Origin of the sequence: Hydrosulfovibrio ferrireducens (assembly GCF_046883345.1) — a bacterium.
GTDB classification, from domain to species: domain Bacteria; phylum Desulfobacterota; class Desulfobulbia; order Desulfobulbales; family Desulfurivibrionaceae; genus Thiovibrio; species Thiovibrio ferrireducens.
Map to the genome: position 1 here is coordinate 151,503 of NZ_JALKCW010000022.1, position 15,042 is coordinate 166,544.

Annotated in this window: 12 protein-coding genes; 5 read left to right on the forward strand and 7 right to left on the reverse strand. The window is 59.2% G+C overall.

All coding sequences use genetic code 11. The features are described 5' to 3' along the window. Positions 1–107 precede the first annotated feature (107 nt). Positions 108–428: a TusE/DsrC/DsvC family sulfur relay protein gene (locus MWR57_RS10895; RefSeq protein WP_423124844.1), complete on the forward strand. Its 321-nt coding sequence runs from the start codon at positions 108–110 to the stop codon at positions 426–428. 122 nt (positions 429–550) lie between these two features. Here the strand turns inward: MWR57_RS10895 and MWR57_RS10900 are convergent, their stop codons facing one another. The 6 genes from MWR57_RS10900 to MWR57_RS10925 all read right to left on the reverse strand — a co-directional run bounded on the left by MWR57_RS10900 (position 551) and on the right by MWR57_RS10925 (position 8,105). Next, complete coding sequence (locus MWR57_RS10900) at positions 551–814, reverse strand: hypothetical protein (protein ID WP_423124845.1); 264 nt, start codon at positions 812–814, stop codon at positions 551–553. Between the two features lie 125 nt (positions 815–939). Continuing rightward, on the reverse strand, positions 940–1,221 hold the full coding sequence (locus MWR57_RS10905) for an acylphosphatase (RefSeq protein WP_423124846.1): 282 nt from the start codon (positions 1,219–1,221) through the stop codon (positions 940–942). 41 nt (positions 1,222–1,262) lie between these two features. Further along, the gene (ligA, locus tag MWR57_RS10910) at positions 1,263–3,305 is read right to left on the reverse strand and encodes an NAD-dependent DNA ligase LigA (protein ID WP_423124847.1); all 2,043 of its coding nucleotides are present in this window, start codon (positions 3,303–3,305) and stop codon (positions 1,263–1,265) included. Further along, positions 3,305–3,493, reverse strand: a complete 189-nt coding sequence (locus tag MWR57_RS10915) for a tautomerase family protein (RefSeq protein WP_423124848.1) — start codon at positions 3,491–3,493, stop codon at positions 3,305–3,307. The genes ligA and MWR57_RS10915 overlap by 1 nt, the downstream gene beginning before the upstream one ends. Positions 3,494–3,641: 148 nt before the next feature. Next, a complete protein-coding gene (locus tag MWR57_RS10920) occupies positions 3,642–4,760 on the reverse strand; it encodes a GGDEF domain-containing protein (RefSeq protein WP_423124849.1) in 1,119 nt (372 codons plus the stop codon). 33 nt (positions 4,761–4,793) lie between these two features. Continuing rightward, entirely contained in the window at positions 4,794–8,105 is a 3,312-nt protein-coding gene (locus MWR57_RS10925) for an EAL domain-containing protein (protein WP_423124850.1), read from the reverse strand. A gap of 177 nt (positions 8,106–8,282) precedes the next feature. Between MWR57_RS10925 and MWR57_RS10930 the strand changes: the two genes are divergently transcribed. Further along, positions 8,283–9,473, forward strand: a complete 1,191-nt coding sequence (locus tag MWR57_RS10930) for an MBL fold metallo-hydrolase (protein WP_423124851.1) — start codon at positions 8,283–8,285, stop codon at positions 9,471–9,473. Positions 9,474–9,503: 30 nt separating this feature from the next. On the opposite strand, the gene MWR57_RS10935 is transcribed toward MWR57_RS10930, so the two are convergent. Then, a complete protein-coding gene (locus MWR57_RS10935; RefSeq protein WP_423124852.1) occupies positions 9,504–10,691 on the reverse strand; it encodes an NAD-dependent epimerase/dehydratase family protein in 1,188 nt (395 codons plus the stop codon). Positions 10,692–10,914: 223 nt separating this feature from the next. Here MWR57_RS10935 and holA point away from each other — a divergent pair, with 223 nt between their 5' ends. The 3 genes from holA to clpA all read left to right on the forward strand — a co-directional run bounded on the left by holA (position 10,915) and on the right by clpA (position 15,038). Further along, entirely contained in the window at positions 10,915–12,318 is a 1,404-nt protein-coding gene (gene holA, locus MWR57_RS10940) for a DNA polymerase III subunit delta (protein WP_423124853.1), read from the forward strand. Positions 12,319–12,413: 95 nt separating this feature from the next. Next, complete coding sequence (gene clpS / locus MWR57_RS10945; protein ID WP_423124854.1) at positions 12,414–12,728, forward strand: ATP-dependent Clp protease adapter ClpS; 315 nt, start codon at positions 12,414–12,416, stop codon at positions 12,726–12,728. Positions 12,729–12,752: 24 nt separating this feature from the next. Beyond that, positions 12,753–15,038 (forward strand): ATP-dependent Clp protease ATP-binding subunit ClpA, encoded by a 2,286-nt coding sequence (gene clpA, locus MWR57_RS10950; protein ID WP_423124855.1) that lies wholly within the window; start codon positions 12,753–12,755, stop codon positions 15,036–15,038. The last annotated feature ends 4 nt before the right edge of the window (positions 15,039–15,042 follow it).

Sequence of the window (15,042 nt, forward strand, 5' to 3'; positions counted from 1 at the left end):
CTTGACAAAGGGGGAAGCATATAGTAATAAGTGGCATCCTGAATTAGCGAATACGTTACATTTCACAATAATTTTTTGTTAAAATTTTACTGAAAGGGAGAATGAATATGCCTACTATCGAGCATAATGGTTCAAGCTTCACCGTTGACGAAGACGGCTTCCTCACCAGGGGCATGGAAGAGTGGAACGAGCACTGGATTGACTACGTAAAGGGTGTTGAAGGCATCGGCGACCTGACCGACGAGCATCGCAAGGTTATCGATACCCTCCAGGACTACTACAAGAAGAACGGTATCGCTCCCATGGTCCGTATCCTCTCCAAGACCACCGGCTTCCCGTTGAAGCGGATCTACGAGCTGTTCCCCTCCGGTCCTGGTAAGGGCGCTTGCAAGATGGCAGGTCTGCCGAAACCGACCGGTTGTGTGTAATCACCACACCAGTCGATTCGTTCAGGATTGAATGAAAAAAGGAGAAGGCATTTGCCTTCTCCTTTTTTTTTTGTCAAAAAAGCCACAAGCGTTCAGTCGCAAGCAAGCGACCAGCCTTCCCCTTAGAAAAGCATCTCCAGGAAGTGGTTGTGATACTCGGAAAGATCCTGGTTGCACTCGCCGCAGAAGAACTTGATCTCCCCCAGAACCTGAGATTCATCGCCTTCCTGGGTAAAGCTGCCGTCGTTGTTCTGGAGATAGCGGGTGGTCAGAACCACCCCGTCGGCGATCTCAAAAAAATCGGTATCGTTGCCGCAATGCGGGCAACGGATGCGCGCGCGGCTTTTTTGCGGAACCCTGCGGGGGGTTGCCATTTCGGTTTCCATGCTGCTCCTCGTCAGAAAAAAAGGGGTTTCCCCTGGGCATAAAATGCCGGATTCTACGGCAACTGGCGAGAAATGTCAATCCGGATGGTCAGAGACGATGACCACGGAAGGGTGGACGTCCTGTCTCAATTGTACCGGATGGCAAAGGCGGTCTTGTCTCCCAAGGGCTGCTCCTCGGTGACCTGCACCTCCTTGACCTCGGCTTGGGGCGAGCCGGTGTGCAGCCAGGCAAGCATGAGCTCGACCTTCTCCGCCTCGCCTTCCAGCACGACCTCAACCGTGCCGTCCGGCCGGTTCCGCACCCAGCCGCTCAAGTCAAGGCCTCTGGCCTCTTTTTGGGCGTAATCACGAAAATAAACGCCCTGCACCATCCCTTCAACCCTTGTCACCACCCGTTTTCGTGCCATACTCCGTTTCTCTCCCGGTTTGCGCGATAATCCGTTCATGGTCAGCGGCCGATGAGCCGCAGAAATTCGTCCTCGGTGATCACGGTCAAGCCCAATTCCCGGGCCTGTGTCAACTTGCTTCCCGGGCTTTCCCCCAAGACCACATGGGTTACCTTGCGGCTGATGCCCGAAGCCACCTGGCCGCCCAACTCCTTGATCCTGGCCTTGGCCTCATGCCGGGAAAGGCGGGCCAGCCCTCCGGTAAAAAGAAAGACGCAGCCGCTCAGTCCGCCGCGAGTCTCCGCACCCGGTTTTTCCTCCTGCACCCGGACACCCAAAGACTCCAGGCGGGAAAGCATCTCCCGGACCGTGGGATCCTGAAAGTAATCCACCAGGCTGGCGGCCATCTGTTCGCCGATGCCCTCGATGTGCAAAAAATCAGCTTCGTCGGCCAGCAAAAGGCGGGGCAGCGAAGCGAAATGTCGGGCAAGGACTTGGGCGGTTACTTCGCCCACATGCCGGATGCCCAAGGCGGCAAGGAATTTGGCCAGGGTGGGGGTACGGCTCCCCTGAATGGCGCGCACCGCATTTTCCGCCGATTTGTCGCCCCAGCCGTCAAGACCGGCCAGTTGCGCGACCTCAAGCCGGTAGATATCCGGGATATCCTGAATAAGTCCCTGGCTGACCAGTTGCTCCACCGCCTTCTTTCCCAACCCCTCGATGTCCATGCCGCCCTTGCCGGTGAAATGGATCAGCCCCCGCACCCGTTGGGCCGGGCAGTTGGGGTTGGGGCAGCGGGTGATGGCCTCCTGCCCGATCCGGACCAGCGGAAATCCGCATTCCGGGCAGCGGCTGGGCATGAGCACGGGTTGCTCTTGGCCGGTTCGATTTTCGAGCACCGGTTTGACCACTTCCGGGATCACGTCGCCTGCCCGTTGGACCAGGACAGTGTCCCCCAGCATCAGTCCTTTCCGGCGCAGCTCGTCCTCGTTGTGCAGGGTGGCCCGCCGCACCGTGACTCCGCCGATTTGCACCGGCTCCAGCACGGCCACCGGGGTGATCGCCCCGGTCCGCCCGACCCCAAACTCCACGGCGAGCAGCCGGGTGGTGGCCTGGGAGGCGGGAAACTTGGCGGCAATGGCCCAGCGCGGACTGCGGGCCTTGGCGCCCAACCGTTCCTGCAGGGCAAAGTCGTTCACCTTCACCACCATGCCGTCGATATCATAGGTCAGCGAGGTCCGCTGCGCCTGAAGCACGGTGAACTGGGTGATCACCTCCGCGATGGAAGGGCAGAGTCGCACAAGGGGATTGACCTTGAAGCCGAGGCGGCCGAGGTATTGGAGCAGCTCGTGTTGCGTTGTGCAAGGCAAGGCGGTGGTGTCGCTCACCCCATAGACAAAAAAATCCAGGGGCCGGGTTGCGGTTATCCTGGGGTCAAGCTGGCGCAGGGAGCCGGCCGCCGCATTCCGGGGGTTGGCAAAAAGGGGTTCCCCTGCCGTGGCCCGCTCTGCGTTGAGTTTTTTGAAATCCGCCAAACCGATGAACACCTCGCCCCGTACTTCAAGCCGCGGGGGAGGGGCAATTCCTTCTGGGGTCAGAAGCCGCAAGGGAATGGCCGGAATGGTTTTCAGGTTATTGGTAATATCCTCGCCGGCCACGCCATCCCCCCGGGTGGAGCCGATGGTGAAAAGACCATCCTCGTAGACAAGTTCCACGGCCAAGCCGTCGAGCTTCGGCTCGGTTACATAGGTGATCGGCTCCCTGCTCTGCAAAAAGCGAAAGAGGCGTTCTTCGAACTCCACGAGGGCATCACCGTCAAAGGCGTTCTCCAGGCTCAGCATGGGGATGGTGTGCGGTACGGTGCGAAACTGGGCAAGCGGCGCCCCGCCCACCCGCTGGCTGGGCGAATCGGCAGTGATCAGCTCGGGATGCTGCTGCTCCAGAGCCAACAGTTCCTGGAACAAGCGGTCGTACTCGGCATCGGCAAGAATGGGGTCATCCAGCACATAATAGCGGTGGGCGTGGAGATTCAGCTCCTGGCGCAGGGATTGCAACCGTTGCCGGACATCGTCCTTACCCGTGTTCAACAAGGAGAGCTGGGCCATCAGGCGGGTTTTATGAGAAGCTTGCCGCCCTTGGCGATATTCTCATGCTGATCCTCGTCCACGAAGATCAGGATGGAGTCCTCGGGTTTGTTGGTCACCTCGGCAATGACCTTGGTCACCCCGGCGCACATCTCCTCTTTTTGTTTTCTGGTCAGCGTGCCTGCAAGGCGGATGTTGACATACGGCATGGCAATCCCTCGTTCTGTTGTTTGGAGGCGCCCCCGCAGGGAGAGCGGTTTTGCCCACTATACCGCACGCACCATGAAAAATGAAGAAGGGACAGGAGGCGAATCGGAAAATTGTTTCGCTAAGGAGAACAGAGTGGCGTGTTCCTGCTCAGGATAAGAGCATGGAGTCGTTGTTCTTTTCGGCCACGGTCACGGCGTGGCCGGGGATTTTCTTGGAAAGGTACATGGCTGCGTCGGCCTTTTTAACAAGCAAGTCTCCGTCCCGCAGATCATCCCATTTTTCCGCGGCAATCCCGATGCTGAGGGCAACCTCTACCCCTGCCAGGCGAGGCTCATTGAAAAAGGTATTGATCAGCCGTTGCGCCACTTCCTTGGCTTCGGCAATCCCGCTGTGAGGGAGGAGAAGGCAGAATTCATCCCCGCCGTACCGGGCGGCGATATCCTCGGCCCGCATCACCGTGCGGATCAGATCCGCCACCGCCAGCAGGATTTCGTCTCCCTTGCGGTGTCCCATGGTGTCGTTGACCTTCTTGAAGCCGTCCAGGTCCAGGTAGAGCAGGGCGATTTTTCCTTCGGTCCGCAGGGTCCTGGCGGTTTCCCGCCGCAGCTCCTCATAGAAGCTGCGCTGGTTCAAGAGCCTGGTCAATCCGTCCCTGCTGGCCAGCATTGCCAGTTCCTGGGTCCGCTGGGCCACGGTTTCCTCCAACCCCTCGACGTATTCTTCGATTTCCTGGCGGCCTTTGGTCAGGGCATCCATGAGGCTGTGGATATAGGTGTCGAAGACCAGCTCCAGATCAAAGAGCATGAGCTTTTCCAGGGCTTCAAGCCTGGGGGCGCAGGCCCTGCAGTCATTGCCTGTTTCTAGGAGTACCCTGGACCGCAGCAGGGAGAAAAGGTTCCGAAGCGACGGCACGTAGAGCTTGGGCGGCACCCCGATCCGTTTGTGCACCATGCCGATGCGCAGCCGGGAAAGCACATATTCCATGCCGTATTCCCCGTCGAAAAGGGTGAGGATGTACCGGCACATATGTTTTTTCAGGCGGGCCAGGGTTTCGGAGTCGCCGATCAGTCCGGCGATTTCATCAACCTCCACCTGTCTGGCGTAAAATTCATCCACCAGCTCATCGAGATGGGGAGCGATCAGGGGCTTCATCCCCACCATTTCCTCCATTTCCCGCGGGGTGATGGCCAACAACTCCAGCCGGCGGCGGATCTCCCGCTCCGACATCTTCAGTTGCTCACCCAGGTTCAAGTCCGTGGCTTTCACAGGCATCTCCAGAGGCGACCGGCGATTGCCGGCCTAGGGGGCATGGGGTTGTTTCGGCAGCGGAAAAGGCGTGTCCTTGTTCAAAAGTTCGGCAAAAGCCGGTCCGGTCACGGGCGGGCTGAACAGGTAGCCCTGAATCTCCGTGCAGTTGAGTCGGCCAAGAAAATCAAGCTGCGCAGCATTTTCCACCCCCTCCGCCACCACGTCAAAATGCAGGGCTTGGGCCAGGGCGATTATAGTGGAAGCAATGGCCGCGCTGTTTGGCTCCGCTGGCAATTCCTTGATAAAGGAGCGGTCGATCTTCAGGGTGTTGAGGGGCAATTTGCGCAAAAAATGGAGCGAGGAGTAGCCCGTGCCGAAATCATCCAGGGCCAGGCGGATGCCAGCCTCCTTGAGTTCAAACAGTGTTGCCAGGGCTGCCTGTTCGTTGAACATGACCGCCCCTTCAGTGACCTCCAGCTCAAGCCGGGAGGGGGGCAGGCCGGTTTCGAGGAGAATATTCGTGATGGTTTGCACCAGATTTTCCTGCATGAACTGGCGCGGGGAAAGATTCACCGAGACCACCAATGCCTTGTTTTTTTCGAGCCAGTGCTTGGTGTCGCGGCACGCCTGTCGTAACACATATTCGCCCAGGGGGATGACCAGGCCGGTCTCCTCGGCCAGGGGGATGAAATCAAGGGGGGAGATCAGGCGGCCATCCTTGCTTTGCCAACGGACCAGGGCCTCCATGCCGACAATGCGCCCCGTGGCGGTGGCCACCTTTGGCTGGTAGTAAACCAGGAATTCGTTCCGTTCCAGGGCCTTGCGCAGACTGTTTTCCAGGGAAAGGCGATGCACCACCTTGGCGTTCATGGCCGAAGTAAAAAGCTGGTACTTGTTTTTCCCCTCCTCCTTGGCGCGGTACATGGCCAGCTCCGCGTTTTTCAGCAGGGTGTCCGCATCATTGCCATCGGCGGGAAAAAAGGTGATGCCGATGGTCACCGTGACAAAAGTCTCGTAGATGGCCAGGTTGAAGGGCTTGGCAAACAGGCCAATCGTTTTTTCCGCCATCCGCACGGCATCCTGTTCATCCTCGCACTGTTCGATGAGGATGGCGAAATCGTCCCCGCCCAGCCTTCCCACGGTATGCTCACCGCCGATCCCTTCTTTCAGCCGCTGGGCAACCTGTTGCAGCAGAACATCGCCGATGTTGTGGCCCAGGCTGTCGTTGATATGCTTGAAGTTGTCCAAGTCGAGCACCAGAACTGCCACCTGCTTGTGCACGCGTTGCGCTTGGGTGAGGGCCACGCTGAAACGGTCGAGCATTAGCAAACGGTTGGGCAACCCGGTCAAGGCATCGTGGTAGGCGTGGAAATGGAGCTGTTCCTCGTAGCTGCGGATCTCGCTCATGTCATGGAATACGGCCACATGGTGGGAAACCTGACCGTATTCGTCGGTAATCGCCGTGATGGTAAGCCTTTCCGGATATACCTCGCCGTTTTTTCTGCGGTTCCAGATCTCGCCTTCCCATTTTCCCTCGGCCAGCAGGGTGGACCACATGACGCGGTAGAATTCCGGGTCATGGCGGTCCGATTTGAGGATGCTCGGGGTTCGGCCCACGGCCTCCTCCGGGCTGTAGCCGGTGATATGGCTGAAGGCCCTGTTCACCGTCTGGATGATTCCCTGGGCGTCGGTGATGGTGATGCCTTCGATGCTGCTGTCGAAGACCTTGGCGGCCAGGGTCATCTGCTTTTCTGTTTTCTTGAGTTCGGTGATATCCTGGATGATCCCGAACATGCGTAGCGGTCCGCCGTGCGCGTCATACTCCACCTCGCCCTCTTCGTGAACCTCGCGGAGGGCGCCATCCTCCCGGATGATCCGATGATTGATGCTGTAAGGCGTTTTGTTGGCAAGGGAGACCTGTACTGCCTCCTGCACCTTCCGAAGGTCATCCGGATGGACCTGGCTCAGGAACTTTTCATAGAGGGGCTGGGTCTCCTCCGGGGGCAGCCCAAAGATCCGGTACACCTCCTCCGACCAGAAAAGGAGGTTATCGTTGATGTGCCAGTCCCAGTAGCCAAGCTGGGCGATCTGCTGGGCCTTGGCCAGATTGGCCTCGCTGGCCAGGAGCCGGTCCGCCCCCTGCTGGCGTTCGATGAGCAGAGCCAGAGTGTTGGCCACGGTTTCCAGAAATTTACGTTCGTTTTCTCCACCCGCGTATCCTGCCTCGGCATAGAGCATCAGCACCCCAAGCAGGTGGTTTTCCCGGACAATGGGAACGATGTAGTGGCTCTGGTCTTCCATGCCCGCATAGCGAAAAGCCTCCTCTTTGGGCAGGTGCGGCGCGAAGATGAAGCGTTGTTCCTCCGCGGCCTTGCCGCACAGGCATTCGCCAAAGGCGATGCTGCCGCAGTGCTGCAGCAGGGATGGGGCCATGTTCTTGTGCACGAAGAGGGTGAGGCTTTTCGGTTTGGCCGCGTCAGCCAGGAATATCCCTCCCTTTGCCGTAAGCGGCAGCCAGGGGATCTCGACGATCAGGTCCAGAGCCGTGGAAAGCTGGGCGGCCAGCGAGGTATCGTTGAAGCTGATCCGGAGAAGGTTTTCGACGATCTCCTGCTGGCGGCGGAGTTGCTGGAGCTTGTCCTGGGCCAGGGTGTGGGCGGTGATGTTCCGGCCGAGAACCACAAGGCCCTTCCGGCTGCCGTCCGGATGGAACAGAGGGATCTTGTAGAGGTCAAGGATGGTGAAGCCGCCCTCTGGAAGAGGGATGATCTCCTGGCTCTGGACAAGATGTCCGGCCTGCCATGCCTGTTCGTCGCTCTCCTGGCAAGCCAGGAAGGCATCCCGGTAAAAGGGGCTGAAGGAGGCAAGCTCGGCATCCGTTTTCCCCTGATAGGCAACACCCGTCAGGCGGAAGAGTTCCAGGTCGGCCTTGTTGGCTTCAAGCCAGCGCCCTGTCCCGTCTTTGAAGCACACGATGTCGGGCATGGCGTCAAGCAGGGAGCGGAGCCGCTCTTCGCCGGCGAGAAGCATGGGATCGGCGCAGGGGGCATGGATTTCAGCCCGCAGCAGCTTCGGGGAGCTTCCCTCCACCACGGACAGGCGAAACACCACCGCGTTGTTTTCGGGCATGGGGCAGGAAAAAAGCTCCTGCGTTCCGGCGAGAAAGGCGCGGACTGCTTCCTTGTGCGCGCCGGAAAAAAGCGCCGCAAGATCATCCCCCGGCCGGGCGCCCTGCACCTGCAGGCGCTGGAGCGTATCAGTCCAGGCGCCATTGCAGGTCGCAATGGTGCCATCCGTCTCGAGAATGGCGAGGGGAAAGGAGAGGGAGGAAAGGATATGGGAAAGATCCGGGGGAAGCGTCATCTGGCGTTCTTCATTAAAAAATCCCAGGGGGCATTTCGAATATGCTTAAATCATAGCACACGCGCGGAGGAACAAATAGGTAAAAGGATTTGCTCCGGGAAAAGGCGTTGCGGAAAATCTCCGGTATTAGTAACCTTTATTAAAACAAACCTCAACCACTTTATTTCAGGAGGAACCATGGACGCACGCGAACCTTTTCTCTACACCGCCAATGAGCTGTTTGACTGGATCAGCGGCAAGCCCGATTTTATTCTGCTCGATGTCCGCAATGAAAAGGATTTCGCCAACTGGAGCGTCGAGGGGCCAACGTTTTTCCCCTACCTCAATATTCCCTACTTCAATTTCATGGAGGATGTGCAGGGCAGCATCGACCGCATCCCCAAGGGCGAGAAGGTCCGGATCGTCTGCGCCAAGGAGGGCTCGGCCAAATACGTTGCCGATCTGCTCTGCCAGAATGGTTTTGGCGATGTGGGCTACCTCAAGCAGGGCATTGTCAGTTGGGGCAATGTTCTGGCGCCTCAAAAGGTTACGCCGGAGGGACATCCCTATACCTTGTATCAGTTTGTCCGGCCGGGCAAGGCTTCGTGCAGCTATCTGCTGATCCATAAAAACGAGGCCATGGTTTTCGATCCCTCGCGCAACATCGAGGCCTATAAAAGCATTGCCGCCCAGCATGGCAGCACGATCATCGCCAGTTTCGAGACCCACCGCCAGGCCGACTATATCTCCGGCACCCCGCAGTTGTCGGAAGAGCCAGGCTGCACGGCCATGGTCAACAGTCTGGATTTTGAGGGGGCGGTTTTCCCCTGCAAGCCCGTGACCCACGGGGAAACCTATACCCTGGGAGGAGACGGGCCGAAGGTCCAGGCGCTGCACACCCCGGGCCATACCATGGGCAGCACCTGCTATCTCATCGATGACACCTATCTGGTGAGCGGGGACACCATTTTCATCAACACCGCCGGCCGTCCCGACCTTGGCGGCCGGTGGCAGGAATGGGCCAGGGAGCTCTACATCACCCTGATGCTGCGGCTGCGGGGTCTCGACGACGGGGTGTTGGTGCTGCCCGGCCATTACACGAGTTGGGGCGAGGCCAACTGCTCCCGGATTTTTTCGGCCAATCTCGGGCAGCTCCGGGAAAGCGTCATCGCCTTCCGGCTGCCCAACGAGAAGAAATTCGCCGATTTCATCCAGGACAACATGCGGCCTCAGCCCGGAGTCTATGCCGAGATCCGCAGGGTGAACGGGGGCTGGCTCAAGGTCAGCCAGGAGGAGGCGGATATCATGGATTTGGGCAAAAACGAATGCGGGGCCAGCAACTACGGCAAGGTGGGCGTCAGCGCGGAAGTGCAACGCTGCGCGGTGTAGCCTGCGCGCAGGGCGGGCGTTGCCGAGGCGTCAGTCCGCCAGGCCCTGCGCGGTTTCCCCCCCCTGTGCCACATCGGGCAGGGGGCACTGCTTGAGAAAGGGAAGATCGCTTTCCCGGTGCGTTTCCCGCAGGAGCTGGTCCGGGGTGTGAAGAAATTCCTCGGCCCGCCTGCGCGGGTCGAAAAATTCCTTGTTAAAGGGCTCGATGAGGTTCAGGTGCTCCCACCGGGTCACATAGTACTCGATGAGCTCGGGAAGCGCGGCGAAGATCGTCGCCTCCGGGTCGGGATCGCTGAAGCTCGACTGCCGTAATTTGGCGGCGGACAGGGTTTGGGTTTCGTAGAAATTTTTCAAAAACATCAGCTCGGCGGGTAGCCGCGCATCAATGCCGAGCCGGGTTATCAGCCGCACCAGCCGGGTCATGATCCCCAGGCCGAATTGCGCCACGGGCAGAGGCAGATAGATCTCCCGCGGGGTTTTCAGCTCGAGATAGTTCTTGATGGTGAGGATGAGCTGGCCCAGGGAGACCGGGTTTTTATCGACAAAGTTGTAGGTCTGCCCGGAAAATTCGGGCCGGTTGTCCAGGACATGCGCGATGAAATAGGGCAGCTTCCGGGCGTTGGAATAGGAGTGCAGCGCCTCGGGCCTGGTAAAGAGCACCGGCATGGACCGGTCGACAATGGCGAAGAACAACCGCTGAAAGCCCTGGATCTTGTGGTCGTGGGCGCCATAGACGATGCCGAGCCGGATCGTGGTGTAATCAAGGCCATGGGCCCTGTGCAGATGTTCGAGGCTCAGCTCGGCCATGAGTTTGGCCTTGGTGTAGTTGGGCAGCTCCGGGCGCAGGTCCAGGCGGTTTTTTTCGGTGAGATCGAGGCCGGTGGGCATGACCGCGGCCGAACTCAGATGGATATAGGGGATGTCCAACTCCTGCGCCGCCTTGGCCAGGGAGACCGTGCCCAGATAGTTTATCTCGTAGGCAAGTTGCGGATCGCTGTCGATGGCGGCAATGGCGCAGTTGATGATAAAGGCGGGTTTGTTCTTTTCAAAATAGCGGCGGATGTCGTCCGGGTCGCGCAGGCTGAGTTTTTTGCTGTTGGGGGCGAGGACGTTGAGCCGTCCCTCGGCCTGGGTTTTGAAATAATAGAGCAGGGTGCCGCCGATCAGGCCGGAGCCGCCGAGGAGTATTCCTGTTTTTTCCGATATGGCTGGCTGCATCGAGGCTTTCCGGGGATGGCTGGCGCTCTTGTCCGGGGTTTTTTTCAGTGACAAGGGCAGCGAGACACAGTACTTAATTTTAAGATACCTTTCAAATCCGTAGCTGTTCGGCCGCGGCACGGCTGCGGCAGGGGTATAATTTGAGAGTAGCAAGAAGGGGTGAGTCAGTCAACAGGAAGCGCGCCGGGGCCGGTAGGCCGGCATGGGCGCGAGGGATGCAGGGATGCCGGTTTATAAACGACAGGAAGTCAATACGCTGCTCAAGTCTGTGGAGCGCGGAGAAACCGCCCCGGTCTATCTGCTTTTCGGCGAGCGCTACCTCTGTCGGGAGATCGCCAACGACCTGGTCTGCCGCTTGCTGCCCGATGAAACCTCCCGCCAAAACAGCCTGAAGGTCATTGACGGCGACCAGGAAGAGGTGGGCGCCACGGTCAACATGCTCAAAACCTACAGCCTGTTCGGCGCCAGGCAGGTGATCCGGGTAACGGACTCCCAAATTCTTTTTTCCAAGATTGTGGCCGGCGTCCTGTGGGACAAGGCGCGCAAGGCTTGGAGCGGCAAAGATGTGAAAAAATCCATGCGGTATCTGACCCAGATGCTCGCCTTGGCCGATCTTGCCCCTTTGGATTGGGAGAAAGAGGAGATCGCAGCCTGCACGCCCGGCCGCTGGCAGGAGCTGTTCGGTTTTCCCAAGCCGGAGGAGCTGGATTGGGCGGCGGAAGCATGCGCGGCGGGCGAGGGGGATTTTTCCGCGGCCGCGCCCAAGGCGGACGGGGCGGAGCTGCTCATGGCCGCCCTGGAGGCGGGAGTCCCTTCGGGCAACACCCTGATTCTGGTGGCTGAGGCGGCGGACAAGCGCAAGAAGCTTTTCAAGTATCTGGAAAAAAATTGCGTGGTGGTGGATCTCTCCGTGGACACCGGGGGGAGTTCCGCGGCGCGTAAGGATCAGGACGGACTGCTCAAGGAGATTGTCCAGCAGAATCTGGCCAGGTTCGGCAAGAAATTGGAACCGCGCGCCTTGCCGGTACTCCTTGAACGGGTGGGGTTCCATCCGGTGGCCGTGGCCATGGAGGCGGAAAAGCTGGCCCTGTCCGTGGGCGAGGCGGAAACCGTCACCATGGACGATCTCAACGCCATGGTCGGCCGGACCAGGGAAGAGGCCCTCTACGAATTAAACGAGGCCTTTGGCAATCATGATCTGGCCGCGTCCTTGACGATTTCCCAGCGGTTGCAGGAAAACGGGGTGCATCCGCTCATCGTGGTGGCGGGGTTGCGCAATTTCCTGCGCAAGCTGCTGCTGGTGCGAGCCATTATCGAGCATCCTGCCTATGCATACCCAGAAGGCATCTCCTATGCGGCTTTTCAAAAAGGTTTGCTGCCGCAATTGCAAGAATCGCTTGGCCCGCAGCAGAAGGCGCTGACCGGCCATCCCTTTGCCGTATACAAGAGCTTTCAGCAGGCGGAGCGCTTTACCGTGGCGGCCCTGAAGCAGGCCCAAACCGGTCTGCTTACGGCGGAATACCGGCTGAAAGGGTCCGGTCTTCCGGAATATCTGGTTCTGGAGGATTTTCTTTTTTCCGTCCTGCGGGATCGGGAACGGGCCAAGCCTGCCACGGTGACCGGATAAAGAAAAATTGGGCAACGGGTGTGCGGATCGGGAAAAAATGCTTATTTTTGAACAAACGGACTGATTGGGATTGATCGCAAGGGGGCAAAAAAGGCATGGGCGGTGCGGGCAGGGAGAGTGAAGGTTCGGTAGTCACCGAAAAAAAACAGCAAACCAAACACCCTTCCATGTACAAGGTGCTGCTGCACAATGACGACTATACCACCATGGATTTCGTGGTGATGGTACTGGAAAAGGTGTTTCATAAAAACGTGGCGGAGGCCAACCGGATCATGCTCAATGTCCATGAGCAGGGAGTTGGGGTGGCGGGGATATACACGCGCGACGTGGCGGAGACCAAGGTGATTCTGGTCCATGAACTGGCCCGCAAGAATGAATACCCCTTGAAATGTTCCCTGGAAAAAGCGTAACGGGTTTCCCGTGAGGAGCGCGAAATGATAAATGCAAAGTTGGAAATAGCCCTGGTGCGTGCCATCCGGGAGGCAAAGATCCGCAGGCACGAACATGTCACGGTGGAGCATATCCTCTACGGCCTGTTGGATGACGAGCTGGCCGCCCGGGCCATTGCGGTGTGCGGCGGCGATCCCGAGGGCATGAAGAAACGGCTGGAGGATTTTTTCGCCTCCAACCTGCCCATGGTCAAGGAGGGCATTGCCCACGACCCCATCCAGACCCTCGGCTTCAATAGGGTCTTGCAGCGGGCCATTGCCCATGTGCAGAGCTGCGGCAAAAAAGAGGTGGATGCAGGGGATGTGCTGGCCGCCATCTTTGCCGAGGCCGAGTCTTTTGCCGTGTATTTTCTCCATTCCGAAGGGATCAGCAAACTTGACGTGACCGAGTATCTCTCCCATGGCTTTGAGCAGGAGGAAAAAACCCAGGAGGAAAAGAAAACGGAGGAGAAGGGTACGGAAAAAACCAAGGAAAACGAAGCCTTGGAAAAATACACCATCAATTTCAGCGAGCGGGCCGCCCAGGGCTTGATCGATCCCCTGATCGGGAGGACCGCGGAGTTGAAGCGGGTGATGCAGACCCTGTGCCGCCGGCGCAAGAACAACCCGCTGCTGGTGGGCGAGCCAGGGGTCGGAAAAACCGCCATTGCCGAAGGCCTGGCCCTGCATGTCCATGAAGGCAAGGTGCCGGAACTGTTGCAGGGGGTGGAGATCCGCCTCCTCGACATGGGCGGGCTGCTTTCCGGCACCAAATACCGGGGCGACTTTGAGCAGCGGCTCAAGGCGGTTATCTCGGCAGTGGAAAAAGAGCCGCACATCATCCTCTTCATCGACGAGATCCACACCATTGTCGGGGCCGGGGCCACCAGCGGCGGCAGCATGGACGCCTCCAACCTGCTCAAGCCCGCCCTCCAGGCCGGGTCGCTGCGCTGCATCGGCTCGACCACCTATGAGGAGTACAAGAATTACATCGAAAAGGATAGGGCGCTTTCCCGGCGCTTTCAGAAGATCGACGTCGAGGAGCCCAGCGTGGCCGAGACCTGCGCCATCCTGCAGGGGCTGCTGCCCCGCTACGAGGCGCATCATAACATCACCTACTCGGCTCCGGCGGTAAAAGCCACGGCGGAACTGGCCGGTCGGTACATCTCCGACCGTTTTCTGCCGGACAAGGCCATTGACGTGCTGGACGAGATCGGCGCCGCCTTCCGGCTGGCCGCACACCCAGGCGACAAACGGCGGACCGTGACGGTGCGCGATGTGGAAAAGGTGGTTTCCCGGCTGGCCCGGATCCCGGCGAGAAGCGTCAGCGGCTCCGATCTGACCCATCTCCGCGAGCTGGATACGGTCCTGAAAAAGACCATTTTCGGCCAGGACCAGGCGATCAGCGCCCTGGTCACGGCGGTGAAGCGTTCCCGGGCCGGCCTCAAGCAGAGCGAAGGACCCACCGGCTCCTTCCTCTTTGCCGGACCCACCGGGGTGGGCAAGACCGAGGTGGCCAAGCAGTTGGCCGCGGCCCTGTCCGTGCATTTCGAGCGGTTCGACATGAGCGAGTACATGGAAAAACATGCGGTTTCCCGGCTCATTGGCGCGCCTCCGGGCTATGTGGGTTTCGACCAGGGCGGCCTCTTGACCGACGCCATCCGCAAGCATCCCTACTGCGTGCTCCTGCTCGACGAGATCGAAAAGGCCCACCCGGACCTGTTCAGCATTCTGCTCCAGGTCATGGATCATTCGACCCTCACGGACAATGCCGGACGCAAGGCGGATTTCCGCAACGTGATCCTGATCATGACCACCAATGCCGGAGCCCGTGAGCTGAGTGAGCGGGCCATCGGCTTTACCGGGGACAGCAAGGGCAGAAACGACCGGGCCGTGAAGAATCTTTTCTCCCCGGAGTTCAGGAATCGTCTGGACGCAACCATCACCTTCAACCCCTTGGATGCCGTCCTCATGGAGCGGATCGTGGACAAGATGATCGCGGAGTTGCAGGTGCAGTTGGCCGAGCGCAAGGTGACGATCAGCCTCAGCCCCGGCGCTCGGACCTGGCTGGCGGCCCGTGGCTATGAGCCGGAGTTCGGGGCGCGGCCGCTGAGAAGGCTTATCCTGCAAGAGGTGGGAGATGCCCTGACCGAAGAGCTTTTGTTTGGCCGCTTGGCCAAGGGGGGCAGTGTGCGGATCGGGGTCAAGGGCAACCGGCTGACCTATCAGTACGAGGGCAGAGGCAGGGAAGCGAAGCAGGAAAATCCCCGAAAGTCTGCGCGTGCAAAATAAGGCG